The organism is Enterobacter sp. BWH64 (assembly GCF_001037645.1).
GTDB lineage: Bacteria > Pseudomonadota > Gammaproteobacteria > Enterobacterales > Enterobacteriaceae > Enterobacter > Enterobacter hormaechei_C.
The window spans coordinates 3,027,217-3,052,293 of the sequence record NZ_KQ089922.1; the positions used below are offsets into that span (position 1 = coordinate 3,027,217).

Annotated in this window: 24 protein-coding genes; 15 read left to right on the forward strand and 9 right to left on the reverse strand. The window is 54.1% G+C overall.

Features of this window, described 5'->3' with window-relative positions:
* The first annotated feature begins 2 nt into the window (after nucleotides 1-2).
* Genes sapA through sapF form a run of 5 tightly spaced genes read left to right on the forward strand, consistent with a single transcriptional unit; the run spans nucleotide 3 to nucleotide 5,282 of the window.
* The gene (gene sapA / locus SK50_RS14425) at nucleotides 3-1,643 is read left to right on the forward strand and encodes an ABC transporter substrate-binding protein SapA (RefSeq protein ID WP_017383082.1); all 1,641 of its coding nucleotides are present in this window, start codon (nucleotides 3-5) and stop codon (nucleotides 1,641-1,643) included.
* A complete protein-coding gene (gene sapB / locus SK50_RS14430) occupies nucleotides 1,640-2,605 on the forward strand; it encodes a putrescine export ABC transporter permease SapB (protein ID WP_017383081.1) in 966 nt (321 codons plus the stop codon). Before sapA ends, sapB begins: the two co-directional genes overlap by 4 nt.
* Nucleotides 2,592-3,482, forward strand: a complete 891-nt coding sequence (sapC, locus tag SK50_RS14435; protein WP_003856843.1) for a putrescine export ABC transporter permease SapC — start codon at nucleotides 2,592-2,594, stop codon at nucleotides 3,480-3,482. Before sapB ends, sapC begins: the two co-directional genes overlap by 14 nt.
* A complete protein-coding gene (gene sapD, locus SK50_RS14440) occupies nucleotides 3,482-4,474 on the forward strand; it encodes a putrescine export ABC transporter ATP-binding protein SapD (RefSeq protein WP_003856840.1) in 993 nt (330 codons plus the stop codon). The genes sapC and sapD overlap by 1 nt, the downstream gene beginning before the upstream one ends.
* Nucleotide 4,475: 1 nt before the next feature.
* The gene (sapF, locus tag SK50_RS14445; protein ID WP_045345103.1) at nucleotides 4,476-5,282 is read left to right on the forward strand and encodes a putrescine export ABC transporter ATP-binding protein SapF; all 807 of its coding nucleotides are present in this window, start codon (nucleotides 4,476-4,478) and stop codon (nucleotides 5,280-5,282) included.
* Here the strand turns inward: sapF and SK50_RS14450 are convergent.
* A complete protein-coding gene (locus SK50_RS14450; protein WP_017693331.1) occupies nucleotides 5,279-5,869 on the reverse strand; it encodes a TetR/AcrR family transcriptional regulator in 591 nt (196 codons plus the stop codon). The genes sapF and SK50_RS14450 overlap by 4 nt on opposite strands.
* 132 nt (nucleotides 5,870-6,001) lie before the next feature.
* Between SK50_RS14450 and SK50_RS14455 the strand changes: the two genes are divergently transcribed.
* Nucleotides 6,002-6,421 carry a RidA family protein gene (locus SK50_RS14455; protein ID WP_048229589.1) on the forward strand — a complete coding sequence of 140 codons (420 nt, stop codon included), beginning with the start codon at nucleotides 6,002-6,004 and terminating at the stop codon, nucleotides 6,419-6,421.
* A 29-nt stretch (nucleotides 6,422-6,450) separates the two neighbouring features.
* A complete protein-coding gene (locus tag SK50_RS14460; RefSeq protein WP_017693329.1) occupies nucleotides 6,451-7,272 on the forward strand; it encodes a helix-turn-helix transcriptional regulator in 822 nt (273 codons plus the stop codon).
* A gap of 2 nt (nucleotides 7,273-7,274) precedes the next feature.
* Here the strand turns inward: SK50_RS14460 and SK50_RS14465 are convergent, their stop codons facing one another.
* A complete protein-coding gene (locus SK50_RS14465; RefSeq protein WP_017693328.1) occupies nucleotides 7,275-8,621 on the reverse strand; it encodes a sensor domain-containing diguanylate cyclase in 1,347 nt (448 codons plus the stop codon).
* 393 nt (nucleotides 8,622-9,014) lie between these two features.
* On the opposite strand from SK50_RS14465, the gene fabI reads away from it, so the two are divergent.
* The 4 genes from fabI (at nucleotide 9,015) to pdeR (ending at nucleotide 15,160) form a co-directional block, all read left to right on the forward strand.
* The gene (gene fabI, locus SK50_RS14470; RefSeq protein ID WP_003856831.1) at nucleotides 9,015-9,803 is read left to right on the forward strand and encodes an enoyl-ACP reductase FabI; all 789 of its coding nucleotides are present in this window, start codon (nucleotides 9,015-9,017) and stop codon (nucleotides 9,801-9,803) included.
* 151 nt (nucleotides 9,804-9,954) lie between these two features.
* The gene (locus SK50_RS14475; protein WP_048229591.1) at nucleotides 9,955-10,941 is read left to right on the forward strand and encodes a CMD domain-containing protein; all 987 of its coding nucleotides are present in this window, start codon (nucleotides 9,955-9,957) and stop codon (nucleotides 10,939-10,941) included.
* Nucleotides 10,942-11,029: 88 nt separating this feature from the next.
* Complete coding sequence (locus SK50_RS14480; RefSeq protein ID WP_045345099.1) at nucleotides 11,030-12,964, forward strand: exoribonuclease II; 1,935 nt, start codon at nucleotides 11,030-11,032, stop codon at nucleotides 12,962-12,964.
* Nucleotides 12,965-13,168: 204 nt separating this feature from the next.
* Nucleotides 13,169-15,160 (forward strand): cyclic di-GMP phosphodiesterase, encoded by a 1,992-nt coding sequence (gene pdeR, locus SK50_RS14485; RefSeq protein ID WP_048229985.1) that lies wholly within the window; start codon nucleotides 13,169-13,171, stop codon nucleotides 15,158-15,160.
* On the opposite strand, the gene SK50_RS14490 is transcribed toward pdeR, so the two are convergent.
* Complete coding sequence (locus SK50_RS14490; protein ID WP_017384209.1) at nucleotides 15,157-16,026, reverse strand: crotonase/enoyl-CoA hydratase family protein; 870 nt, start codon at nucleotides 16,024-16,026, stop codon at nucleotides 15,157-15,159. The two genes, pdeR and SK50_RS14490, sit on opposite strands and share 4 nt — an antisense overlap.
* A gap of 191 nt (nucleotides 16,027-16,217) precedes the next feature.
* Between SK50_RS14490 and SK50_RS14495 the strand changes: the two genes are divergently transcribed.
* The 3 genes from SK50_RS14495 to osmB all read left to right on the forward strand — a co-directional run bounded on the left by SK50_RS14495 (nucleotide 16,218) and on the right by osmB (nucleotide 17,671).
* Complete coding sequence (locus tag SK50_RS14495) at nucleotides 16,218-16,400, forward strand: YciZ family protein (protein ID WP_032672073.1); 183 nt, start codon at nucleotides 16,218-16,220, stop codon at nucleotides 16,398-16,400.
* 37 nt (nucleotides 16,401-16,437) lie between these two features.
* Nucleotides 16,438-17,190 (forward strand): DNA-binding transcriptional regulator YciT, encoded by a 753-nt coding sequence (locus SK50_RS14500; RefSeq protein ID WP_023296713.1) that lies wholly within the window; start codon nucleotides 16,438-16,440, stop codon nucleotides 17,188-17,190.
* 262 nt (nucleotides 17,191-17,452) lie between these two features.
* Nucleotides 17,453-17,671 (forward strand): osmotically-inducible lipoprotein OsmB, encoded by a 219-nt coding sequence (gene osmB, locus SK50_RS14505; RefSeq protein WP_017384212.1) that lies wholly within the window; start codon nucleotides 17,453-17,455, stop codon nucleotides 17,669-17,671.
* A gap of 104 nt (nucleotides 17,672-17,775) precedes the next feature.
* Here osmB and yciH read toward each other — a convergent pair whose 3' ends face one another.
* The 5 genes from yciH to pgpB all read right to left on the reverse strand — a co-directional run bounded on the left by yciH (nucleotide 17,776) and on the right by pgpB (nucleotide 21,424).
* The gene (yciH, locus tag SK50_RS14510) at nucleotides 17,776-18,102 is read right to left on the reverse strand and encodes a stress response translation initiation inhibitor YciH (protein WP_003856822.1); all 327 of its coding nucleotides are present in this window, start codon (nucleotides 18,100-18,102) and stop codon (nucleotides 17,776-17,778) included.
* Entirely contained in the window at nucleotides 18,102-18,839 is a 738-nt protein-coding gene (pyrF, locus tag SK50_RS14515; RefSeq protein ID WP_032671609.1) for an orotidine-5'-phosphate decarboxylase, read from the reverse strand. The genes yciH and pyrF overlap by 1 nt, the downstream gene beginning before the upstream one ends.
* 184 nt (nucleotides 18,840-19,023) lie before the next feature.
* Nucleotides 19,024-20,193 carry a lipopolysaccharide assembly protein LapB gene (gene lapB, locus SK50_RS14520; RefSeq protein ID WP_003856819.1) on the reverse strand — a complete coding sequence of 390 codons (1,170 nt, stop codon included), beginning with the start codon at nucleotides 20,191-20,193 and terminating at the stop codon, nucleotides 19,024-19,026.
* 6 nt (nucleotides 20,194-20,199) lie between these two features.
* Nucleotides 20,200-20,508 (reverse strand): LapA family protein, encoded by a 309-nt coding sequence (locus tag SK50_RS14525; RefSeq protein ID WP_003856817.1) that lies wholly within the window; start codon nucleotides 20,506-20,508, stop codon nucleotides 20,200-20,202.
* Nucleotides 20,509-20,656: 148 nt separating this feature from the next.
* Nucleotides 20,657-21,424, reverse strand: a complete 768-nt coding sequence (pgpB, locus tag SK50_RS14530) for a phosphatidylglycerophosphatase B (protein WP_045345097.1) — start codon at nucleotides 21,422-21,424, stop codon at nucleotides 20,657-20,659.
* Nucleotides 21,425-21,621: 197 nt separating this feature from the next.
* Here pgpB and ribA point away from each other — a divergent pair, with 197 nt between their 5' ends.
* Complete coding sequence (gene ribA / locus SK50_RS14535; protein ID WP_003856813.1) at nucleotides 21,622-22,212, forward strand: GTP cyclohydrolase II; 591 nt, start codon at nucleotides 21,622-21,624, stop codon at nucleotides 22,210-22,212.
* Between the two features lie 37 nt (nucleotides 22,213-22,249).
* Here the strand turns inward: ribA and acnA are convergent, their stop codons facing one another.
* The gene (acnA, locus tag SK50_RS14540) at nucleotides 22,250-24,925 is read right to left on the reverse strand and encodes an aconitate hydratase AcnA (RefSeq protein WP_017693321.1); all 2,676 of its coding nucleotides are present in this window, start codon (nucleotides 24,923-24,925) and stop codon (nucleotides 22,250-22,252) included.
* Nucleotides 24,926-25,077 lie beyond the last annotated feature (152 nt).

The window sequence follows — 25,077 nt, forward strand, 5'->3', positions numbered from 1 at the left end:
CTATGCGCCTGGTTTTATCGTCCCTGTTTGCACTCGGTTTGTTCAGCAATCTGGCCTTTGCTGCGCCCGATCGCGCTGTGCCTCCTGATATCCGTGATAGTGGTTTCGTCTACTGCGTCAGCGGGCAAGTTGATATTTTTAATCCGCAAAAAGCGGGGAGCGGCCTGATTGTCGATACGCTGGCCGCACAGCTCTACGATCGCCTGCTCGACGTCGATCCTTATACCTATCGGCTGGTTCCGGAGCTTGCTGAAAGTTGGGAAGTGCTTGATAACGGCGCCACATACCGCTTTCGTCTACGCGATGATGTCGCATTTCAGCACACCCCGTGGTTTACCCCAACCCGTAAGCTCAACGCGGATGACGTGGTTTTCACCTTCCAGCGCATATTCAACCGCAATCATCCGTGGCATAACGTTAATGGCGGGAACTTCCCCTATTTCGACAGTCTGCAATTCGCGGACTCGGTCAAAAGCGTTCGCAAACTGGATAACCGTACGGTTGAGTTTCGTCTGAATCGCCCGGATGCCTCCTTCCTCTGGCATCTGGCGACGCACTACGCCTCGGTCATGTCAGCCGAATACGCGGATCAGCTGACGAAAAAGGATCGTCAGGAACGTCTCGATCGTGAGCCTGTAGGCACCGGTCCGTTCCAGTTAGCAGAGTACCGCGCCGGACAATACATTCGCCTGCAACGCCACGATCGTTTCTGGCGCGGCAAGCCGCTGATGCCGCAGGTTATTGTTGATCTGGGTTCAGGTGGAACAGGCCGACTCTCCAAACTGCTGACCGGCGAGTGCGACGTGCTTGCCTGGCCTGCGGCCAGCCAGTTGACCATTTTGCGCGACGACCCACGCCTGCGCCTGACCCTGCGCCCGGGCATGAACATCGCTTATCTGGCGTTTAACACCGATAAGCCGCCGCTGAATAATCCGGCCGTGCGCCATGCGCTGGCGTTAGCGATCAACAATCAGCGTCTGATGCAGTCGATTTACTACGGTACCGCGGAAACCGCCGCCTCTATTCTTCCGCGCGCCTCCTGGGCCTATGACGGCGAGGCGAAGATTACGGAATATAATCCGGCGAAAGCGCGCGAACAGCTTAAAGCGCTGGGGGCAGAAAACCTGACGCTACAGCTGTGGGTGCCCACCAGCTCTCAGGCGTGGAACCCCAGCCCGCTGAAAACGGCTGAGCTGTTGCAGGCTGATATGGCGCAGGTGGGCGTTAAGGTGATCATCGTGCCTGTCGAAGGCCGTTTCCAGGAGGCGCGTCTGATGGACATGAATCACGACTTAACGCTGGCTGGCTGGTCCACCGACAGTAACGACCCGGACAGCTTCTTCCGTCCGCTGCTGAGCTGTGCGGCAATCAACTCCCAGACCAACTACGCCCACTGGTGTAACCGGGAATTTGATGCCGTGCTGCAAAAAGCGCTGGCGTCTCAACAGCTTGCCTCACGCATTGAGGCCTACGATGAAGCGCAAAATATTCTGGCCAGAGAACTTCCCGTGTTGCCGCTTGCCTCTTCCCTGCGCCTCCAGGCCTACCGTTACGATATTAAAGGGCTGGTACTCAGCCCGTTTGGTAACGCCTCCTTCGCGGGCGTGACCCGTGAGAAAGAACAAGAGGTGAAGAAACCATGATTATATTTACCTTGCGTCGGCTGCTGTTACTGCTGGTGACCCTGTTCTTCCTGACCTTTGTCGGCTTTAGCCTGAGCTACTTTACGCCGCACGCCCCGCTTCAGGGCTCATCTCTCTGGGACGCCTGGCTGTTCTGGTTTAATGGCCTGCTGCACTGGGATTTTGGCGTGTCCAGCATCAACGGACAGCTCATCTCCGAACAGCTGAAAGTGGTTTTCCCGGCCACCATGGAGCTGTGTATACTCGCCTTTGGCTTTGCCCTCATGGTGGGGATCCCGGTGGGAATGCTGGCGGGAATTTATCGTAATAAATGGCAGGATAAATTTATTAGCGCGCTTGCCTTAATTGGCTTTTCCATCCCTGTTTTCTGGCTGGCGCTGCTGCTTACCCTCTTCTTCTCACTGACGTTAGGCTGGCTGCCGGTATCTGGCCGTTTTGACCTGCTGTATAACGTGCAAACGGTGAGCGGCTTCGCGATCGTTGACGCCTGGCTTTCTGATTCAGTCTGGCGCGACGAAATGATCGTGAGCGCGCTGCGCCACATGGTGCTGCCGGTGCTTACGCTGGCCGTCGCGCCGACGACCGAAGTGATCCGCCTGATGCGCATCAGCACTATCGACGTCTTCGATCAAAACTATGTGAAAGCCGCCGCCACGCGCGGACTGTCTCGCCTGACGATTTTACGTCGCCATGTGCTGCACAATGCGTTGCCCCCCGTAATCCCACGTCTTGGGCTGCAATTCTCAACCATGCTGACGCTGGCAATGATCACCGAGATGGTTTTCAGCTGGCCGGGCCTTGGGCGCTGGATGATCAACGCCATTCGCCAGCAGGATTACGCGGCGATCTCCGCCGGCGTGATGGTGATTGGCTCGCTGGTCATTATTGTTAACGTTATTTCCGATATTTTGGGTGCCATGGCCAACCCATTGAAGCATAAGGAATGGTATGCCTTACGATAACGTCTACAGCGAAAAGCGCACGCCCGGTGCGCTACGCACCGTGTGGCGTAATTTTTACGGCGACACCACGGCGATGATCGGCTTTTACGGCTGCATTGGCCTCGTGTTGCTGTGCGTTTTGGGTTCGTGGTTTGCACCGTATGGCATCGATCAGCAGTTCCTTGGCTATCAGCTTTTACCGCCGTCGTGGTCGCGCTACGGGGAGGTTTCGTTCTTCCTGGGGACTGACGATCTCGGACGCGACGTGCTAAGTCGTTTGCTGAGCGGCGCCGCACCTACGGTGGGCGGCGCGTTCGTGGTCACCCTGGCTGCCGCGATCTGCGGCCTGGCGCTGGGCATTTTTGCCGGCTCAACCCACGGGCTGCGGTCGGCCGTGCTTAACCATATTCTTGATACCCTGCTCTCTATTCCTTCGCTGCTGCTGGCGATTATCGTCGTGGCCTTCGCGGGGCCGCACCTCACCCATGCGATGTTCGCCGTCTGGCTGGCCATTCTGCCGCGCATGGTGCGCTCGGTTTACAGCCTGGTTCACGACGAGCTGGAGAAAGAGTATGTCGTTGCCGCCCGCCTGGATGGCGCCACCACGTTTAATATTTTGTGGTTTGCCGTGCTGCCTAACATTGCCGCCGGGCTGGTGACGGAGATCACCCGCGCCCTGTCGATGGCGATTCTGGATATCGCAGCGCTGGGCTTCCTGGACCTTGGCGCGCAGCTCCCTTCCCCGGAATGGGGCGCTATGCTTGGCGATGCGCTGGAGCTGATTTACGTGGCGCCGTGGACGGTCATGCTGCCGGGCGCGGCCATCATGGTGAGCGTGCTGCTCGTTAACCTGCTGGGCGACGGGATCCGCCGCGCAATCAATGCGGGGGTGCAATAATGCCGTTACTCGATATCCGTAACCTCACGATCGAAATTAAAACGGGCGAAGGCTGGGTCAAGGCCGTGGATCGCATCAGTATTACGCTCGCAGAGGGCGAAATCCGCGGGCTGGTGGGCGAATCGGGTTCAGGGAAAAGTCTGATCGCCAAGGCCATTTGCGGCGTGGCGAAGGACAACTGGCGGGTGACCGCCGATCGTATGCGCTTCGACGACATCGATCTGTTGCGTCTCTCCCCGCGCGAACGCCGTAAACTGGTGGGCCATAACGTCTCGATGATTTTCCAGGAGCCGCAATCCTGTCTCGATCCGTCCGAGCGCGTCGGGAAACAGCTGATGCAGAACATCCCCGGGTGGACCTATAAAGGCCGCTGGTGGCAGCGTTTCGGCTGGCGTAAACGCCGTGCCATTGAGCTGTTGCACCGTGTCGGGATCAAAGACCATAAAGACGCGATGCGCAGTTTCCCCTACGAACTGACCGACGGTGAATGCCAGAAAGTGATGATTGCCATCGCCCTGGCGAATCAGCCGCGTCTGCTGATTGCGGACGAACCAACGAACGCGATGGAGCCAACCACCCAGGCCCAGATTTTCCGCCTGCTCACGCGTCTGAACCAAAATAACAACACCACCATTTTGCTGATCAGCCATGACCTGCAAATGCTGAGCAAGTGGGCGGATAAAATTGACGTAATGTATTGCGGCCAGACGGTAGAAACCGCGCCAAGCGAAGACCTGGTGACAACGCCGCATCATCCCTACACGCAGGCGCTGATCAGGGCGATCCCTGACTTTGGCAGCGCGATGCCGCACAAAAGCCGTCTGAATACGCTGCCTGGCGCGATACCGCTGCTGGAATCGCTGCCCATTGGCTGCCGTCTGGGTCCGCGTTGCCCGTATGCTCAGCGTAAATGTATCGAAACACCGCGCCTGACAGGGCCGAAAAACCATCTGTTTGCCTGTCATTTCCCGCTGAACATGGAGAGAGAGTGAAATGGTCGAAACCTTACTGGAAGTACGTAACCTGAGTAAGACCTTTCGCTATCGCACCGGCCTGTTTCACCGTCAGACCGTCGAGGCGGTTAAACCCCTGAGCTTTACGCTGCGCGAAAAGCAAACGCTGGCAATTATCGGTGAAAACGGCTCGGGCAAATCGACCCTGGCAAAAATGCTCGCGGGTATGGTCGAGCCGAGCGGCGGTGAAATACTGATTGACGATCATCCTCTGGAATTTGGGGACTACTCTTTTCGCAGTCAGCGCATCCGGATGATTTTTCAGGATCCGTCGACGTCCCTAAACCCGCGCCAGCGTATTTCCCAGATCCTGGATTTCCCGCTGAGGTTGAATACCGACCTGGAGCCGGAAGCGCGTCGCAAACGGATTGTCGAAACCCTGCGTCTGGTAGGCCTCCTTCCCGAGCATGTCAGCTATTACCCGCACATGCTGGCCCCGGGCCAAAAACAGCGTCTCGGTCTGGCCCGTGCGCTGATCCTGCGCCCTAAGGTCATTATCGCCGACGAAGCGCTGGCATCGCTGGATATGTCGATGCGTTCGCAGCTCATTAACCTGATGCTAGAGTTACAGGAAAAACAGGGTATCTCGTATATCTACGTGACTCAGCACCTGGGCATGATGAAGCACATCAGCGATCAGGTGCTGGTGATGCACCAGGGAGAAGTTGTCGAGCGCGGCAGTACCGCTGACGTACTGGCCTCCCCGCTCCATGACCTGACGAAACGCCTGATTGCCGGACACTTTGGTGAAGCGTTGACGGCGGACGCGTGGCGTAAAGATCGTTAGCCGTTGCGTAACCCGCTTGCCAGCAGAGTAAACACCTCTATGGCATGCGGAAGTGTCTTCTGCGGTTCATCGCTCGCGGCAATCAGCAGAGCCGCATTCAGCGCAGCGCCATTCAGCAGATGGGCTGCGACTCGGGCATCCATCTTTTTGATTACGTTGCACTCCATCATTTTTTCGATGGTCTGACGGGTCGACTCAAGGCAGCTGTTCTGGCTGGGCCAGTGCGCCGGATCGCCCAGAACAGCCGGGCCGTCAAGAAGCACGATACGCTGAACTTCCGGAACGAGCGCCATTTTGATATAGGCGATGCCCTCCGCCAGCAGTCTCTCCCAGTCATCTTCGGCGGCGGCGGCAATCGCTTTTGCGTTTGCTGCCATTTCGCTGTCTATCTGCGCGACCACGGCTGCCAGTAATCCCTTCTTGTCGTTGAAATTATGATATAGCGCGCCGCGTGTTAACCCCACGCTTGCCGTGAGTTCATCCATCGACGCTGCGGCATAGCCTTTTTCAGCAAACGCCTTTCGCGCCGCCCGAATCATTTTCTCGCGATTTTCTTGGGCCGTTTCAGCGCGACGTTTCGTAGCCATGGGACTTCCTTCATTAAGCGGTAATTATAATTTGACATACGCGGCGTATGTGGCTTACATTTTTGACATACATCGCGTATGTTACTTCTACCGCGTAAGCACAACAATACCTCTGACAGAAAAGGAAAAGCCATGCCTTCACGTGATCCCGTCTTCCCGGCTAACCGACATGCCCTCTATGAAGAGCATGGCTATTCAGCTGCAATCCGCTCTGGCGATCTGTTATTTGTTTCCGGTCAGGTTGGCAGCCGCAGCGATGGCACACCTGAACCCGACTTTCCCGCTCAGGTGCAGCTGGCGTTCGATAAATTACGGGCGATCCTGGCAGCCGCGGGATGTACTTTTGACGATCTGATTGATGTCACGACGTTTCATACCGATCCTGAAAACCAGTTCCCCGTTATCATGGCGGCGAAAAAACTGGCATTTCCGCACGCTCCTTACCCAAACTGGACAGCAATAGGCGTTAACTGGCTTGCGGGTTTTGATTTCGAAATTAAGGTTATTGCCAGGATCCCTACGCCCGCGAATCAATATCAGGCAGCAAACTGATTTACCGTTAAACTATCACTGACGCACAAATGAAAGACAGCATCAGTAACTATATTCTCTCCTGGGTAGAAGAAAATAACTTTACTATTTTACACATTGATGATTTGGTTGCAGATATTGGATACAGCAGAAGAACCATCGAAACATGGTTTAAAGAGAAGTATCGGCTCTCTCTAGGTGAGTATATTCTCCGACGGAGGTTAAGCCGTGCCGCCATTATGTTGAGAATGACGTCGATTCCGGTGACGGATATTGCGTATTTATTCCATTACCAGAGCAGCCAGGGATTCTCCAGAGCCTTTAAAAAAATGATGGGGCTGACACCCTCTGAGTACAGATGTGCCAGAGGGTGGAATTTTGACATCTTACAGCCCTCTTTTTTATTAAGCGAACTGGAAACGCCTGAGCTCGAGGTCTGCTTTCTAGATGAAACGTTTGTCTATACGCATGAAATTATCGAGCACGATCATCTTTTTGATACCTCGGTGCATGATATTACTAAAAAAATCAAAAAGCTCCTGACAGAAAACCGCCATGATATCGATAAAATTATTCTGATGCCCCGCCGCCCCGAGTTAGGCAAAAGCCGATCGTATCTGGTCGAGGTATTAATATCGTACGCTTTACAAAGCGACACGGTGACAAATAAAAAATCCCGCGTTGTGCGTGGGAGATACGCAAGAATGCCCTTTAGCGGTAGCTGGGAAAGCTACAGCGCGTTTAACAAGATTGGCTTCGTTAAGGCGATGGTAAATAAACGCCTGACGTTGCGCGACGGTATTTACCTGATGAAAATTAATGCGTACAGCGATGAGCGTGTCGATTTTGATGTTTTCATCCCCATCCTGTAACCTCAGCTGCATTCCGCCTGTCTGGTAACGATTCTGTTTTTACCGTTGTGCTTAGCCTCATACAACGCCTCGTCCACGTCACGCATAATATCATTGCTGTTGACGTTATTCTGAATGGCTGAGCACACGCCGATACTTAATGTGACCTTTACAGGGAGAGCATAATGGTAGCCAGGCCCGGTGCGCTGTTGAACGTTCTGGCGAATACGTTCCGCGACGGCAATAGCCTGCCTACTGTCCGTATCCGGCAGCAGAAGACCAAATTCCTCGCCTCCCAGTCGGGCAAAGATGTCGTTATCGCGAATGCTGTCTTTGATAATATCCACGACCGCCAGAATCACGCGATCCCCCACAAGATGGCCCCAGTTATCGTTAATCGACTTAAAGTTGTCGATGTCCAGCATCATGATGCTGGCCCCCTTTTCTGTCCTGAGCGAGCGGATCCGCGGAAGTGCCTCGTAAAAATATTTACGGTTGTAGATCTGAGTATGCGGATCGCGATCAACCCGATCGCCGAAAATTTTCAACAGGTTAAAGACATGGAACATTAAGGTACAAATCACAAATAATTTACTGAGGACCTCTACTGCCCGGCTGATATACCAGAGCGACAGATTGTAGGTATCAAGCAGTAAGAGGAAAAAATTGTAAACGATGGCGGAAAGGCAGACCACAATAATACTGTTCCAGATCCCGGACGCCAGGCGTGTCACTGAAATCATATAACAAAGTAAAGCCGACCAGAGCAGGATCAGAACGTTTACGTACCTGATATCCCAGACAGGATGATGATGTTCATCTTCGTATGCTGCAATCGTTAATGTCCAGGCCGGATGGTAGCTGCTGAGATAATGGGCCAGCATCGGAAACATAACCAGTGACATCATTAATGCTAACGTCATGCTGATCTTATTTCGGAATCTGAGCGTAGATCGTATCGTGATTTTCTCCACACGGACCGCCAGCGCCAGTAATACGATAAAGCTCAGCTGCCGGAAAAAATAGAATACCGCCGTATCGTTGGTTTTTGCCGCCTGGGTAAAACCAGCATGCTCCGGAAGCTGAATAACAATGATCGTCTCAATAAAATAAACCAGCCCACTAAGAAATGCCAGGCTCAGAATGAATAATGAAAAACGCGTTCGGTCGGAGGCATACAGCATCTGGATAAAAATAAAGATAATGGTATCCAGAAAGAACAGCGCAATCATGACGATCAAATAGGTGGTCATAGGCACCCTGAAACCAGGATTATCATTCACGCAAAAGGAGTTCACCGCGATCATTAGTGCGAAAAGCACCGCACCTGACAGCATGATCAGTTTTTCGGCCAACGTAATATTTTTCATCTTCCTTCTTACCGCACACAGATAAAGACGCAAAATGGCATAGCCGTTATCAACCCTCGCGCAATTTTAAAGCGTTTAAAGGGCTAAACGGATCATTTTGCGCAAAAGGCGCTGGACACATCAGCATGAGGGCGGCGTCACGGTGCCCGCTGGTTGGATGAGGCGAACCACGCGTGCGGTGATATACTGCTGGGATACACACGAAACAGCCTGATGAAGAGACAGTTCGACCTCTTCCGTGAGCCCATTCACGGCGCAGGAGCGAGAAATATCGTGACACAAGGGGCTGTGAGTGGGCTATAATTTCGAGCTAATTTCGAATGATTTTGAAATACTGCCTGTAACGCTATGAATTACAAGGCAAAATAAGCAATGAATATAAGGATTAAAGCTATGGGTTTTCTTTCCGGTAAGCGCATTCTGGTGACTGGCGTTGCCAGCAAACTGTCCATCGCATACGGCATCGCACAGGCAATGCATCGCGAAGGCGCTGAGCTGGCGTTCACCTACCAGAACGACAAGCTGAAAGGCCGTGTTGAAGAATTTGCCGCGCAGCTGGGTTCCAGCATTGTTCTGGAATGTGACGTTGCACAAGACGAAAGTATTGATGGCATGTTTGCTGAACTGGCAAAAGCATGGCCGAAATTCGACGGTTTTGTTCACTCCATCGGCTTCGCTCCTGGCGACCAGCTGGACGGCGACTACGTGAACGCGGTTACCCGTGATGGCTTCAAAATCGCCCACGACATCAGCTCCTACAGCTTCGTTGCAATGGCAAAATCCTGCCGCGCGATGCTGAACCCGGGCGCAGCCCTGCTGACCCTGTCCTACCTCGGCGCAGAACGTGCTATCCCTAACTACAACGTTATGGGTCTGGCGAAAGCGTCTCTGGAAGCCAACGTGCGCTACATGGCGAACGCGATGGGTCCTGAAGGCGTGCGTGTTAACGCTATTTCTGCGGGTCCAATCCGTACCCTGGCCGCTTCCGGTATCAAAGATTTCCGTAAAATGCTGGCACACTGCGAAGCGGTTACCCCGATTCGTCGTACCGTTACTATCGAAGATGTGGGTAACTCTGCGGCATTCCTGTGCTCTGACCTTTCCGCAGGTATCTCCGGCGAAGTGGTTCACGTTGACGGCGGCTTCAACATCGCTGCAATGAACGAGCTGGAAATTAAATAAGCTTGTCACTCTCTTCCCGTCAGGGAAGAGAGTTTCCCCCGCCCCGCCCCTCGTTATTCCGTTCTGCTATTTGTTATCACCTAACAATATTTTTCCGCTCATCCGCCTTACGCCAGGATATTGATCGCCATTTTGAGATCAAGGAACGCCCATGGAACAACGCCGTTTTTCCGGCAAAGGCCACTGGTATCATGAAACCCAGTCGAATCATTCGCAGACGGACGTTCTGCCGCTGGTGCCCGAAGCCGCTAACGTCGACGACCGTTTTTTGCTCGATTTAGCCCTGCCCGATGACATTCTCGCAAGCTGTGCTGGTTGGCTTACGCCTGCCCGAACCCTGTGTCATCTTTTGTTCCCGCTTGATACTCCCGTGAACCGTCTGCATACGCTCAGCGCCTACGACAGGCTGAGCACGGCATTAACGGTTGCCCAGGCGTGTGGCGTTCAGCGGCTCTGTAACCACTACGCTGCTCTGCTCGCCCCTCTTCCGGGGCCGGACTCCTCCCGGGAAAGCAATCGACGCCTTGCAGAAATTACCCAGTATGCCCGCCAGTTAGCCAGCTCACCCGATGTCATCGATGATAAAGCCCAAAACCAGCTTGATGAGGTTGGACTCACAACGTATGACATTGTGCTTATCAACCAGATCATCGGCTTTGTCGGTTTTCAGGCGCGAGTGGTCGCGGTATTTCAGGCATTGCTTGGCCATCCGGTACGCTGGCTGCCCGGGCATCACATTCAGCCCCATACGCTGCCGGTCAGCTTCAGCAGATGGACCGCCACGCTACCCCCGGTTGAGCTAAAATATGCCAGTGCGCTTCAGCTTGAGGCGCTCTCACGCTGGCAGGCGGAACCGGCGCTTGAAGCGCTTACTCCTGTGCTGTGTCATGAGCCGATGCTGCTTGATCTGACGGGAGAAATTCTGCTTAACCATCCGCGAAGTGAAGGCCCAGCGTCTTCGATGCTCTCAGCCGCTCGTGCGCTGCTTGTCGCCTCTCCGGATCGCTTTAGCGCCGCCCAGTTAACGCCCCTGACCGGGTCAGATCTCTCGCCAGAGAAGGCCATCAACCTGCTTACCCGAGATGCATTTTATGGCTGGCTGGACCGTCTGCGCGTGGCGCTCGGCAAAGAGGAATAACCATACTCTTTACCTAAAGAGCGCTTGCTGTAGCAGTGAGATTCGCGTAAAACTGTCAGCCGCTCAATGGCTACGAAAATAGAACATTATGTTTCAGGACAACCCGCTGCTAGCGCAGCTTAAACAGCAACTGCATTCCCAGACGCCGCGTGCAGAAGGGGTCGTAAAAGCCACGGAAAAGGGCTTTGGCTTTCTTGAAGTTGACGGGCAGAAGAGCTACTTCATTCCGCCTCCTCAGATGAAGAAAGTGATGCATGGCGACCGCATTTCGGCCGTTATTCATACCGAAAAGGAACGAGAGTCTGCCGAGCCGGAAGCACTGATCGAACCTTTCCTGACCCGCTTTGTCGGGAAAGTGCATAAAAAAGACGATCGTCTTTCTGTCGTGCCGGACCATCCTCTCCTGAAAGATGCTATTCCGTGCCGCGCCGCGCGTGGCGTTGAGCATGATTTTGTTGAGGGTGACTGGGCGGTTGCTGAGATGCGCCGTCATCCTTTAAAAGGCGATCGCGGTTTCTACGCCGAGCTTACCCAATACATTACCTTCGGCGACGACCATTTCGTCCCATGGTGGGTGACGCTGGCGCGCCACAACCTCGAAAAAGAAGCGCCTGAGGGCGTGGCGACTGAAATGCAGGACGAAGGTCTGGAACGTCGCGATCTGACGGCGCTGCACTTTGTCACCATCGACAGCGCCAGCACCGAGGATATGGACGATGCGCTGTATGCCGAAGAGACAGCCGATGGCAAACTGCATCTGACCGTCGCAATTGCCGACCCTACCGCATGGATTGTCGAAGGCAGCAAGCTGGACGAGATGGCCAAAGTGCGCTCGTTCACCAACTACCTGCCGGGCTTTAACATTCCGATGCTGCCGCGTGAACTCTCCGACGATCTTTGCTCGCTGCGTGCGCACAAAGTACGTCCAGTGCTGGCCTGTCGGATGACCATTGCGGCTGACGGTACCATTGAAGAAGATATTGAATTCTTCGCCGCCACCATCGAATCCAAAGCCAAGCTGGCCTATGACGACGTGTCCGACTGGCTGGAGAACACGGGCAGCTGGAAACCCGAGTCCGACAACATTGCCGCACAAATTCGTCTGCTGCACCGCGTCTGCCTGAGCCGCAGCGAATGGCGTCAAACTCACGCGCTGGTCTTCAAAGATCGTCCGGACTACCGTTTTGTGCTGGGTGAAAAAGGTGAAGTGCTGAATATCGTCGCTGAGCCGCGCCGTATTGCCAACCGCATCGTTGAAGAAGCGATGATATCCGCCAACATTTGTGCCGCCCGCGTGCTGCGCGACAAATTAGGCTTTGGCATTTACAACGTGCACACCGGGTTTGATCCGGCGAACACCGAAGCGCTGGCTGCCCTGCTGAAAACCCATGACGTACACGTCGATCCTGAGGAAGTGCTGACCCTGCAAGGTTTCTGCAAACTGCGCCGCGAGCTGGACGCGCAGCCTTCAGGGTTCCTTGACAGCCGTATTCGCCGCTTCCAGTCCTTTGCGGAAATCAGCACCGAGCCAGGCCCGCACTTCGGCCTTGGCCTTGAGGCTTACGCGACCTGGACCTCCCCGATCCGTAAGTACGGCGATATGGTTAACCATCGTCTGCTGAAAGCGATCATCAAAGGGGAATCTGTTGCCCGCCCACAGGATGATACGACGTTGCAGATGGCAGAACGTCGCCGACTGAACCGTATGGCGGAGCGTGATGTCGGCGACTGGTTATACGCGCGCTTCCTGAATGATAAGGCAGGGACTGACACCCGTTTCCCGGCTGAAATCATTGACATCAGCCGCGGCGGTATGCGCGTTCGTCTGGTGGATAATGGCGCCGTTGCCTTTATTCCTGCCCCGTTCCTGCATGCCGTTCGCGACGAACTGGTTTGTAGCCAGGAAAACGGGACCGTGCAAATTAAAGGCGAAACGGTTTACAAGGTCACTGACGTGATTGATGTCACCATCGCTGAAGTGCGCATGGAAACCCGCAGTATTATCGCGCGCCCTGTCGCCTGATAACCGCGTAAACTTCCGGCCGTTCCGTTAAGGGGTGGCCGGGAGTTCTCTTCTGTATTATCTCCCGCAAAATCATCGTTTTTTCTCACACTTTTCTGTTTCCCATCGCCACATTTCGCCAGAATTATCTACAGTAAAAGAGAGCCGTCATTGTCGACTGCAAATGAATAATTTGTGCGCTACTCAGCAGCCGCGGGAGAAAACGTGATGGACGATCTGGAGCAGAATTTGCTGTTTCGTTACATGGGTACGCATAGCCCCTGGTGGCGACTGACAGCAGACAGCAATGCTCTGCATCTTGCTGCCAGTGAAAGCGCTGACATCATTCAGGTGGTGGCGCTGGATGATGAGCAGGCCGCGCTGATCCGCCAGCTCACCGTGATAACTTCCAGCATTGCCATGACCCTGCCCTTGTACGGTGTGGACGTTCCCGTTCATCTTGTCGGCCGTAAAATTAACAAAAATGAGTGGGCAGGAACGGCATCAGCCTGGAACGATACTCCTTCCGTGGCGCGGGACCTGGCGCAGGGGCTCTCCTTCGCCGAACAGGTAGTGTCCGAGGCTAACTCCGTGATTGTGATCCTCGACCAGAACGGGAATATTCAGCGCTTCAACCGTTTAAGTGAAGAATATACGGGCCTGAAGGAACAGGAAGTTATCGGGCAAAACGTGTTCAAACTGTTTATGAGTCGTAGCGAAGCCGCAGCCTCCAAACGCAACATCACCGGTTTTTTTCGTAACGGCAGCTCGTACGAAGTTGAACGCTGGATCAAGACCCGCAAAGGGCAGCGCCTGTTTCTCTTCAGAAATAAATTTGTTCACAGCGGCAGCGGGAAAAATGAAATTTTCCTCATCTGTTCAGGTACCGACATAACCGAAGAGCGTCGGGCCCAGGAGCGCCTGCGCGTACTCGCCAATACGGATACGATTACCGGTTTGCCTAACCGAAACGCCATCCATGAGCTGATCTCTGATGCCATCACCGCTCGGGGTGACACGCAGGTAGGCGTGGTTTATCTCGATCTGGATAACTTTAAAAAAGTGAACGATGCCTATGGGCATATGTTTGGCGACCAGCTGCTACAGGCCGTTGCGCTGGCGATCCTGAGCTGCCTGGACGAAGGACAAACCCTGGCGCGCCTGGGTGGGGATGAGTTTATCGTGCTGGCCACCGATACCTCGCAGGGCGCGCTGGAAGCCATGGCATCGCGCATACTGACCCGACTTCGTCAGCCTTTCCGCATCGGGCTGATAGAGGTTTACACCGGCTGCTCGCTGGGCATCGCGCTTGCGCCCCAGCACGGTAACGATCGCGAAAGCGTCATTCGTAATGCCGACACCGCCATGTACACCGCCAAAGAAAATGGCCGGGGCAAATTCTGCGTCTTCTCGCCAGAGATGAACCAGCGCGTATTTGAATACCTGTGGCTGGATACCAACCTGCGTAAAGCGCTGGATAACGATCAGCTGTTAATCCACTACCAGCCCAAAATAACCTGGCGCGGCGAAGTCAGAAGTCTGGAGGCGCTGGTGCGCTGGCAGTCCCCAGAGCGTGGCCTGATCCCGCCGATGGAGTTTATCTCCTATGCTGAGGAGTCAGGGCTGATTGTGCCCCTGGGCCGCTGGGTTATGCTTGATGTGGTGCGCCAGGTGGCAAAATGGCGCGACAAGGGGATCAACCTTCGCGTCGCGGTCAACGTCTCCGCCCGTCAGCTGGCGGACCAGACCATCTTCAGCGACCTGAAGCAGGCGCTGAAAGACCTGAATTTTGAATACTGCCCGATTGACGTGGAATTGACCGAAAGCTGTCTCATTGAAAATGAAGAGCTGGCCCTGTCAGTGATCCAGCAGTTTAGCCGCCTGGGAGCGCAAATTCACCTGGATGACTTTGGTACGGGGTACTCTTCCCTGTCGCAGCTGGCGCGCTTCCCTATCGATGCCATTAAGCTTGACCAGTCTTTCGTGCGGGACATTCATAAGCAGTCTATTTCACAGTCGCTGGTGCGTGCGATAGTCGCCGTGGCGCAGGCGTTAAATTTGCAGGTCATTGCTGAAGGGGTGGAAAGTGCAAAAGAAGACGCCTTTCTGACGAAGAATGGCGTCAACGAACGGCAGGGTTATCTTTTTGCTAAGCCCATGCCCGCTGCCGCATTCGAGCGATGGCTAAAGCGCTATCAGGCCAGAAATGTCCGTTAGCTGGCTTTGCGTAAGCCCGTCGCCTGATGGCGATTTTGCAGCATAACCAGCCGCTCCATGTAGGCGATATCCTTCGGTTCAAGGCAGAAGGCGGCATCAACCCAATCCTCGGTAATGTCCATCAGCTCGCTTCGCGGAAGTGGCAGCACGCGCGTACGCGCACGCAGCATGGCCCTTACGCCGTTGAGCTTCGGCTGTAGCGTGTCGATAAACGTCCGCACCGAAACATAGCTCTGTAACGGCTCGAATAAGAGATCCACAAGACCATACTGCTCATACCATTCCGCCGTATGCGTCTCACCTTTGTAGATCAGCGCCTCCGCCATTTTCATGCCGGCACGACGCGCCACCAGTGAATAGCCGCCCATGCCCGGGAACAGATTGAACGCGATTTCCGGAAAGCCTAATCGGGCATCGCGCTGGGCCAGAATGAAATGATGCGCCAGCGCGGCTTCAAACCCGCCCCCTAACGCGCTTCCTTCCACCATAGCCAGCGTGACAGCTCCGGTATCAAACCCTCGCGAGGCGGCATGAACGCAGTCCACACAGGCCCGGGCATAGGCGCGTAACGCTTCGCGTCGGTTGTTTTTGATGCACTCAACGAAGAACTGTAAATCACCGCCGGTATTGTAGATGTCGGGGACCAGCGATCCGGTGACCCAAAAATCAACGACAAATCCGGACTGTCGAACCAGCCAGGAGAGATTCATGATCTCCTCGATCAGCGCATGATTGAAGCAAGGCCGTGGCGTGGCACGTAACATCATCCACACCGTACGCCGTTCGGCCTCATAATAAGCCGCCAGTTGAGTGAATCGTTCAGCATCAGTAAACAATGTGCAGGTTGTCTGGTTGATAACTGTCATAGTCGAATTCCTCTTATAAAAAAGCGCGTTGCGCGCAGTTTTAGACTAATCCACCCCTACAACCCGCAGCATACGGGGGCCAAATTTATCACTTTCATTTATGAACTTTGGTTATTGCATTTTTTACCTTCTCTTTTGAATCAATTTTCTGCATCATTGATAATATTAACTTTTCGCTTCAGGGTGAGCTTATGTCTAACATTGATGCAACAGCCGTGGCACAGCGTATTGATACTGTGCTGGATATTCTTGTCGCAGGCGATTATCACTCTGCTATCCGTAACCTTGAAATCCTCAAGTCTGAACTGCTGGCTGAGAACGGCGCTGATGACGCTCCAGAATCCACTCAACCTAAAGCCCCGTGGGAAGTGTAGCCACGTCGTTTCCGCCCTTGCCTTTTAAATGGATGCTATGAATTCCCGACAACAAATCATTTTGCAGATGGTGATCGATCAGGGACGCGTAAGCGTGGTCGATCTCGCTAAAGCCACCGGCGTTTCTGAAGTCACCATTCGTCAGGATCTGAATCTGCTGGAAAAACAGAGCTACCTGCGGCGTGCGCACGGATATGCCGTTCCACTGGACAGCGACGACGTCGAAACCCGCATGATGAACAATTATGCGCTCAAGCGGGAGCTGGCGGAGTTTGCTGCATCCTTAGTGAATAGCGGTGAGACCGTCTTTATTGAAAATGGCAGCAGTAACGCCCTTCTGGCGCGCACGCTCGCCGATCAAAAAGACGTTACCATCATCACCGTAAGCAGCTATATCGCCCATCTGTTGAAGGAAACTCAGTGCGAGGTGATACTGCTGGGCGGCATTTACCAGAAGAAAAGCGAAAGCATGGTGGGGCCATTAACGCGTCAATATGTTCAGCAGGTTCACTTCAGTAAAGCATTCATTGGTATTGACGGCTGGCAGCCCGACACCGGCTTTACTGGTCGCGACATGATGCGTTCAGACGTGGTTAACGCAGTACTCGCCAAAGAGTGTGAAGCGATAGTGCTGACCGACAGCTCTAAGTTTGGCGCCGTACACCCTTATACGATGGGTCCGGCTTCGCGCTTCAGCCGCGTGATCACGGATGAGCGTTTGCGCGATGAATATCGCCAGCAATTAGAACAAGACGGCCTGACTGTCGATATTGTGAAAAAAACGGCCTGATTATCCTGCTGCGCCCGAATAATGGGCGCACTTAAACCTTTCTCTGAGAGTATTCTGACCCTGCCTTTAAGAGTTTTTACCTGTTGAAACCGTTCTAAACACGTAAAATTAATATTAGCGATATAACAGGAAGTGACTATCACCTGCGTGATGATGAAACACCTGCGCGACCAGCTTTCACGGGAACAGAATTTAAGTATGGATATTGTCTATACTTAAAGTGCATTCCTTTCCGTGAATCGATAATTCAGGAGAAAGTATTATGACCTTTACCAGCAAAAAATTAGCCGCCGCTGTTCTGGCAATCACTGTAGCAATGTCCCTGAGCGCTTGCTCTAACTGGTCTAAACGTGACCGTAACACCGCGATTGGTGCCGGTGCTGGTGCGCTTGGTGGTGCAGTATTAACGGATGGTAGTACGCTGGGTACATTAGGTGGTGCTGCCGTAGGTGGTGTTATCGGTCACCAGGTGGGCAAATAATCACCATAACGGCTCTCACCGGTATAATAATATATTTTGTATTTTCAGGTCTGACTTACGCACGTAAAAAAAAGAGCCACGGCAATGTCCGTGGCTCATTTATTTTAGCCGCCCGCCAGTTTAACTTTCATTCCTTTGGCTTCCAGCAGCGTTTTAATTAAATCCCGTTTATCACCCTGAATCTCAATAATGCCGTCTTTTACTGCCCCACCGCATCCGCACTTCTTTTTAAGTTCAGCGGCGAGCTTTACCAGGTCTGCATCATCCAGATCAATGCCAGTGACAAGGCAAACCCCTTTACCTTTCCTGCCGCTGGTCTGCCGCTGAATTCGCACGATACCATCGCCTTTCGGACGTTCAGCTTTCTCTTTTGGCTCTTCAATGCGCCCGGTATCCGTTGAATAGACCAGACGACTGTTGGCGTCACGCATTATGCCCCCTTTTTCAGTGATGCATTAATCGCTTTCAGGGTCTCTGCCGGATGAGCGGATTGCGTCACCGGGCGACCAATCACCATATAGTCTACACCCGCGCTCAGCGCCTGCTCTGGCGTCATGATGCGTCGCTGATCCCCAGACTCGCTGCCTGCCGGACGGATGCCTGGCGTTACCAGTTTAAAGTCGCGGCCTAGCTCAGCTTTGAAGCGAACCGCCTCCTGAGCCGAACAGACCACGCCATCGAGACCACACTGTTGCGTGAGGCGCGCCAGACGCTCCGCGTGTTCGGCAGGTGACAACGTCACACCCAGATCGCGCAGGTCGGATTCATCCATACTGGTCAGCACGGTGACGGCGATCAGAAGCGGAGCGTCATTGCCAAACGGCACCAGCGCTTCGCGCGCAGCCGTCATCATGCGTGCCCCGCCGGATGCATGAACGTTAACCATCCACACGCCCAGTTCAGCCGCCGCAGCTACGGCGTGCGCAGTGGTATTCGGAATATCGTGGAATTTCAGGTCGAGGAAAACGTCGAAGCCACGCTGGTGCAGATCGCGGACGATTGACGGGCCGAACAGCGTAAACATCTCTTTGCCTACTTTCAGACGGCAATCGCGGGGATCAATGCCATCAACAAAGGCCAGTGCGGCGTCACGGTTATTGTAATCCAGAGCAACAACTACGGGAGAATCGGTAACTACGCGGGAAGTGGAGGATGTAACAGACGTCATGACCAGCCCTTTTCGTCTATGGGCGCGCAGCGGCGCGGAACAGATAAACGGCGTGCATTCTACCTGCCCTCGGGGTAAATGAACAGAATCGAATGATTTTCCTGCCGAACCCCAGACCGCACGGTGCTGACGAAATTACCACAACAATTAGTATGTTGTAACTAAAATGTGGAGTTTTAAAAAATCACTGCCCGTCCAGACCTCGGATTGGCTTAATGGTTGACCACGCCCGGCAGGAAGGGCAATGCCAGTAAAGCGAATAGGCGGTGAAGCCGCATTTCTGGCAGCGATAGCGCGGTTTGCTGCGCACCTGTTCACCCACCATGTCTCGCAGCACCATCAGGCTCTCTTTAGCGCGCCCTTCTTCTGCGTCATTAAGGTGGTAATCCATCAGCTTATGGAATACCCGCATGGTAGGATGACGCTGCAACTGACGGGTAATGTATACCTGGGCGGTATCACTCCCTTCGTGCTCTTCAACGACATCTGACAGCATCAGTTCGGCTGTGGCACCGGTGTTTTCTTCAACGCAGCGACGCAGAAACGCAACCCACTCGTCCTGCTTACCTAACTGCTGATAGCAGGTTTGCAGCATTTCCAGCGTTTCGCTGACCAGCTCTTTGTCCTGATCGATAACGCGAAGCAGGCTCTCCACGGCTTTGGCGTAATCACCGTTAGCCATAAAGACCCGCCCCATCATGATCGAGATGCGCGCGCTGTTGCGATCGGCCGCAGCGCCTTTCTTTAACAATGCCATGGCTTTATCCATGTCATCGCTACCCATCTGCTGGAGAGCCAGCTCGCAATAGAAGTGGGCAATTTCGACGCGCTGTTTGTCTTTACCGAGTTTGACCAGCCGTTCAGCAGTATCAATCGCTTTTTGCCAGTCGCTGGTGGCCTGATAGATTTGCAAAAGCTGCTGAAGCGCACCGATACGGAAGTCCGTCTCATCCACCAGCTGAGAGAACATATCCTCGGCGCGATCGTAAAGCCCCGCGGCCATGTAATCCCGCCCAAGCTGCTGCACGGCCAGCAACCGTTGCTCATAGGTCAACGAAGCGCTTTCCATCAGGGTCTGGTGGATACGAATGGCACGGTCAACCTCTCCGCGCGAGCGGAACAGGTTTCCCAGGGTGAGGTGCGCCTCTACGGTGCCGGTATCCTCTTTAAGCATGTCGAGGAACAGATCCACCGCTTTATCCTGCTGATTGCTCAGCAGGAAGTTCACCCCCGCTACGTAGTCACGGGAGAGTCGGTTTGCTTCATCCTGTTTTGTTTGTTGCGCGCTTCTGCGGCCCATATACCAGCCATAGGCTGCGGCGACAGGCAAAAGCAGAAACAACAACTCCAGCATATTCGATTATTCCTTGACTACCGGCACACCAGAGCTCGCCGGAATGTCAGACGCAGGCGTAAGTTGATGTTCAAGCCGTTTAATTTTACGTTCAGCGCGAACAAGAGAAACACGAACCTTAAGCCAGAACAGGCCGCATACAAGCCAGCCGATGACAAAACCCGCCGCGAATAACACCGCCAGCAGGCTCGACACCCGGTACTCGCCCTGCGCCAGCAGATAGTTAAAACTTACCTGTTGATCGTTTTGCGCGCCCAATGTGACTGAAATGACAAAAATCGCCAACACCAGTAAGAAAATGAGTAAATATTTCACATGACTTCCCGTTATGTGGTTCGAGCGTATAAAGCGTGTTCAACTCACTGCAATCAGCCTTATAAGCTACCATTTTAGTGGCGGGCGCGAAATGGAAAAAGTAACGCGCCCTACATGGATTTATGGTCAAAATGCGGAATATCAACCTTCAGGTTCCGCCAGACTCCCTTTCGGCTATTTCTTCCTTCTCTTCCGGCGGCGGCGTCAATGGTCCGCAAAAACGTTGTGCAAGCCAGGTCGCCAGCGTCACCAGTACCCACGAGATCAGCGTTGCCACCACCAAATCACGCGGCCAGTGCATCCCCAACAGCATCCGGCTGCCCATTACGCCTGTCGCCCAGACCAGCAAAATCGCAATCGTGAGGGTACGCCGACGCGGCCACAGCAGTCCCACGCCAAGTAGCGCCCAGCTGGCAGCAAACATCGTATGCCCGGAAGGAAACGCAAAGCCGGTCTCTTTTTGCCAGTGTTTGCGTATAAAGGTCGGGATATCCTGCTGTTCTGCAAGCTGCTCCTTTACCAACGCACCGCGATCTTTACGCTTTAAATTGTAGAACTCATCCACCGGAACATGATGCGTTTTTTCCAGCCAGACGACGAAAGGACGGGGTTCCTGCACACGATCCTTGACCCACGACTTCACCCCTTGCCCGATAAGTATGGCGCCGCCGAGAATAGCGAACAGTACCAGCGCCGCGCGAAGGCGAAAGCGCAGGCACCACAGGAACCAACCACAGAGCAACACGTGCGTAATAATCCCCCACGGCTGGGTGACCGTCTCGGTTATCCAGTATAAGGCTTTCAGCCACGTCTCGTTTTGTCCGGGCTGCCACATCCAGCCGGAGAACCAAACGACCAGGGGTATAACGAGCAATACGGCGGCTCCTGCGGCCGTTCGTCTGGCAATTGAAAGCATGTCCTCTCCTTTTTCACTAAGCACCACAATCATAACTGAATTTCATCATTCTGGTGGATATGTCGGATTGTGCGTTTAACGTTTGTAAAGCGTGGTGGTGATTAGGTGAAGTTGCCGGGCTTGTGGCAAAATAGTCCGATACAGAAAGCATAATGGGGCAAAGGCACGAAACGTGTCAGCCTAGTCTGGAGAATCACATGCAGCTTAAACGTGTGGCAGAAGCCAAACTGCCAACCCCATGGGGCGATTTCCTGATGGTGGGTTTTGAAGAACTGGCAACCGGGCAAGATCACGTCGCCCTGGTGTTCGGCGACATTTCGGGGCAAACGCCGGTGCTGTCCCGCGTTCATTCAGAATGTCTGACCGGTGACGCGCTGTTCAGTCTGCGGTGCGACTGCGGTTTTCAGCTTGAAGCCGCCCTTTCTCATATCGCAGAGGAAGGACGTGGCGTTCTGCTGTATCACCGTCAGGAAGGTCGCAATATTGGACTGCTGAATAAAATCCGCGCCTACGCGTTGCAGGATCAGGGCTACGATACCGTCGAAGCGAACCATCAGCTCGGCTTTGCTGCTGACGAGCGCGATTTCACCCTGTGCGCGGATATGTTCAAGCTGCTGGGCGTGGACGAAGTGCGTCTGTTGACCAATAACCCGAAAAAGGTGGAAATCCTCACTGAAGCGGGCATCAATATTGTGGAACGCGTACCGCTGATTGTCGGCCGCAACCCGAAAAACGCGCACTACCTCGATACCAAAGCTGCCAAAATGGGGCATCTGCTGAGCGAGTAAACGCAAAACGCCCGGCACATGTGCCGGGCGAGTTTTATCAGTCCAACATCTTACGAATCACATAATGTAAAATGCCGTCGTTCTGATAATAGGTCAGCTCTGTTGCTGTATCAATACGACACCGGCAATCCAGCACTTCTGTCGTTCCATCTGCGCGCGTTAACTTCACCGGAACGGTTTTACCCGGTTGCAGATTTTGCAGACCGCTGATATCAATCTGCTCTTCCCCGGTCAAACCCAGCGTTTTACGCGTTACGCCCTGCGGAAACTCCAGCGGCAGGATCCCCATCCCGATCAGGTTTGAGCGGTGGATACGTTCAAAGGATTCGGCAATCACCACGCGAACCCCGAGCAGACGCGGACCTTTTGCCGCCCAGTCGCGACTGGAACCGGAGCCGTACTCTTTACCGGCAATAACGGCCAGCGGCGTACCCTGCTGCTGATACTTCATGGCTGCGTCATAAATTGAAATGACCTCTGTATCCGGCAGGTGGCGCGTCATACCCCCTTCCACGCCTGGGACCATTTCATTGCGAATGCGGATGTTGGCAAAGGTCCCGCGCATCATCACTTCGTGGTTACCGCGGCGCGAACCGTAGGAGTTGAAATCGCGACGTTCCACGCCACGACTTTGCAGATACCGACCTGCCGGACTGTCCGCCTTGATGCTACCCGCAGGGGAGATATGGTCGGTGGTGACGGAATCGCCCAGCATCGCCAGAATGCGCGCGCCGTGAATATCTTTCAGCGGTGCAGGCTCCGCCAGCATTTCGTCGAAGAATGGCGACAGGCGAATATAGGTGGAATCATCCTGCCAGTCATAGGTATCGGAACCCACTACGTCGATCGCTTTCCACTCCGCTGTGCCTTCGAACACTTCCGCATACTCTTTGCGGAACATCTCGGTGGAAACTTTCTCTACCGCGCGCGCAATTTCGCGCGATGATGGCCAGATGTCTTTCAGATAGACCGGTTCATTTTTGCGATCGTGACCAATCGGATCGGTCGCCAGGTTAATGTTCATGTTTCCGGCCAGCGCATAGGCTACAACCAGCGGCGGCGAGGCCAGCCAGTTGGTTTTCACCAGCGGATGAATACGCCCTTCAAAGTTTCGGTTACCGGAAAGTACCGCGCCAACGGTCAAATCCCCCTGCTTGATCGCCATTTCAATAGGTTCAGGCAGTGGACCAGAGTTACCGATGCAGGTCGTACAGCCGTAGCCCACCAGGTTAAAGCCCAGCTCGTCGAGGTAAGGCGTGAGTCTGGCCTGTGCCAGGTAATCGGATACCACTTTCGAACCAGGCGCCAGGGAGGCTTTAACCCAAGGCTGTGGCTTGAGCCCCAGCTCTACCGCTTTTTTTGCCAGCAGCCCGGCAGCCATTAACACACTCGGGTTGGACGTGTTGGTACAGGAAGTGATAGCGGCGATCACCACGGCGCCGTCAGGGAGCTGATACTGATGCCCGTTCAGAACATAGTCCACCGGACGGTGATCTTTTTGTGCGGCGTTAACTTCCAGCTCATTGCTGGCGGCAAAGGCTTTCGGAACGTTGCTCAGGGCGACGCGGTCCTGCGGACGTTTTGGCCCTGCGAGGCTTGCCTCAACGGTGCCCATATCCAGCTCCAGCGTACTGGTAAATACCGGCTCGTCACCCGGGTTACGCCACATGCCCTGCGCTTTGGTGTAGGCCTCAACGAGAGCCACCTGCTCCTCGCTGCGACCACTGAGGCGCATATACTCCAGCGTAACGCTATCAATCGGGAAAAAGCCGCAGGTCGCGCCATATTCCGGCGCCATGTTGGCGATGGTGGCCCGGTCCGCCAGCGGCAGTGAATCCAGACCATCGCCATAAAATTCAACGAATTTGCCCACCACGCCATGCTTACGCAGCATCTGGGTGACCGTCAGAACCAGATCCGTGGCGGTAATGCCTTCGGACAATTTACCGGTCAGCTTAAAGCCCACCACATCGGGAATGAGCATTGATACCGGCTGGCCGAGCATGGCCGCTTCCGCTTCAATACCACCGACGCCCCAGCCCAGAACGCCAAGGCCGTTAATCATGGTTGTGTGTGAATCGGTACCCACCAGCGTATCCGGGTAAGCCACCCACTCTTTATCCTGCAATTCACTCCAGACGGCTTTGCCGAGATATTCCAGGTTGACCTGGTGACAAATGCCGGTGCCCGGTGGAACAACGCTGAAGCGGCTGAACGCCTGCTGACCCCATTTCAGAAATACGTAGCGTTCATGGTTACGTTCCATCTCCAGACGGACGTTTTCGCCGAAAGCATCGTCGTCACCAAAGTGATCGACGGTGACGGAGTGGTCAATGACGAGGTCTACCGGGGACAGGGGGTTAACCTTAGCAGTATCGCCCCCAAGACGCTTAACGGCTTCACGCATGGCAGCCAAATCCACAACCGCTGGCACGCCGGTGAAATCCTGCATTAGCACCCTGGCCGGGCGATAGGCAATTTCTCTGTCTGCATGAGCATTTTTAAGCCACCCTGCCAGAGCCTGGATATCCTCCTCGGTAACCGAGTCGCCATCCTGCCAGCGCAAGAGGTTTTCCAGTAAGACTTTCAACGACTTGGGTAACCGCGAAATGTCCCCAAGCGTTCTGGCAGCCAGCGGTAAGCTGTAGTAGCGCCAGGTTTTATTTTCCGCCTGTAATGTGTCCTTACTGGCTTCGCGTAGGGTTAACGACATAAGCTCCTCCTTAAAAACAGGGATGTCCTGACAATCATCAGGGCTGTAATTAAAGATAACACAAAGATGTCGTAACGTTTTGATAACAACCCAAATTGATAAATTTAGGAATGGTCTAACGCGAGGGATAAAACAAAAAGCCCCGCCGTGGC

What these genes read in the sequence shown, in the direction of transcription:
- sapA (WP_017383082.1), top strand. Translation starts at nt 3, where the DNA reads ATGCGCCTGGTTTTATCGTCCCTGTTTGCACTCGGTTTGTTCAGCAAT.
- sapB (WP_017383081.1), top strand. Translation starts at nt 1,640, where the DNA reads ATGATTATATTTACCTTGCGTCGGCTGCTGTTACTGCTGGTGACCCTG.
- sapC (WP_003856843.1), top strand. Translation starts at nt 2,592, where the DNA reads ATGCCTTACGATAACGTCTACAGCGAAAAGCGCACGCCCGGTGCGCTA.
- sapD (WP_003856840.1), top strand. Translation starts at nt 3,482, where the DNA reads ATGCCGTTACTCGATATCCGTAACCTCACGATCGAAATTAAAACGGGC.
- sapF (WP_045345103.1), top strand. Translation starts at nt 4,476, where the DNA reads ATGGTCGAAACCTTACTGGAAGTACGTAACCTGAGTAAGACCTTTCGC.
- SK50_RS14450 (WP_017693331.1), bottom strand. Translation starts at nt 5,869, where the DNA reads ATGGCTACGAAACGTCGCGCTGAAACGGCCCAAGAAAATCGCGAGAAA.
- SK50_RS14455 (WP_048229589.1), top strand. Translation starts at nt 6,002, where the DNA reads ATGCCTTCACGTGATCCCGTCTTCCCGGCTAACCGACATGCCCTCTAT.
- SK50_RS14460 (WP_017693329.1), top strand. Translation starts at nt 6,451, where the DNA reads ATGAAAGACAGCATCAGTAACTATATTCTCTCCTGGGTAGAAGAAAAT.
- SK50_RS14465 (WP_017693328.1), bottom strand. Translation starts at nt 8,621, where the DNA reads ATGAAAAATATTACGTTGGCCGAAAAACTGATCATGCTGTCAGGTGCG.
- fabI (WP_003856831.1), top strand. Translation starts at nt 9,015, where the DNA reads ATGGGTTTTCTTTCCGGTAAGCGCATTCTGGTGACTGGCGTTGCCAGC.
- SK50_RS14475 (WP_048229591.1), top strand. Translation starts at nt 9,955, where the DNA reads ATGGAACAACGCCGTTTTTCCGGCAAAGGCCACTGGTATCATGAAACC.
- SK50_RS14480 (WP_045345099.1), top strand. Translation starts at nt 11,030, where the DNA reads ATGTTTCAGGACAACCCGCTGCTAGCGCAGCTTAAACAGCAACTGCAT.
- SK50_RS14490 (WP_017384209.1), bottom strand. Translation starts at nt 16,026, where the DNA reads ATGACAGTTATCAACCAGACAACCTGCACATTGTTTACTGATGCTGAA.
- SK50_RS14495 (WP_032672073.1), top strand. Translation starts at nt 16,218, where the DNA reads ATGTCTAACATTGATGCAACAGCCGTGGCACAGCGTATTGATACTGTG.
- SK50_RS14500 (WP_023296713.1), top strand. Translation starts at nt 16,438, where the DNA reads ATGAATTCCCGACAACAAATCATTTTGCAGATGGTGATCGATCAGGGA.
- osmB (WP_017384212.1), top strand. Translation starts at nt 17,453, where the DNA reads ATGACCTTTACCAGCAAAAAATTAGCCGCCGCTGTTCTGGCAATCACT.
- yciH (WP_003856822.1), bottom strand. Translation starts at nt 18,102, where the DNA reads ATGCGTGACGCCAACAGTCGTCTGGTCTATTCAACGGATACCGGGCGC.
- pyrF (WP_032671609.1), bottom strand. Translation starts at nt 18,839, where the DNA reads ATGACGTCTGTTACATCCTCCACTTCCCGCGTAGTTACCGATTCTCCC.
- lapB (WP_003856819.1), bottom strand. Translation starts at nt 20,193, where the DNA reads ATGCTGGAGTTGTTGTTTCTGCTTTTGCCTGTCGCCGCAGCCTATGGC.
- pgpB (WP_045345097.1), bottom strand. Translation starts at nt 21,424, where the DNA reads ATGCTTTCAATTGCCAGACGAACGGCCGCAGGAGCCGCCGTATTGCTC.
- ribA (WP_003856813.1), top strand. Translation starts at nt 21,622, where the DNA reads ATGCAGCTTAAACGTGTGGCAGAAGCCAAACTGCCAACCCCATGGGGC.
- acnA (WP_017693321.1), bottom strand. Translation starts at nt 24,925, where the DNA reads ATGTCGTTAACCCTACGCGAAGCCAGTAAGGACACATTACAGGCGGAA.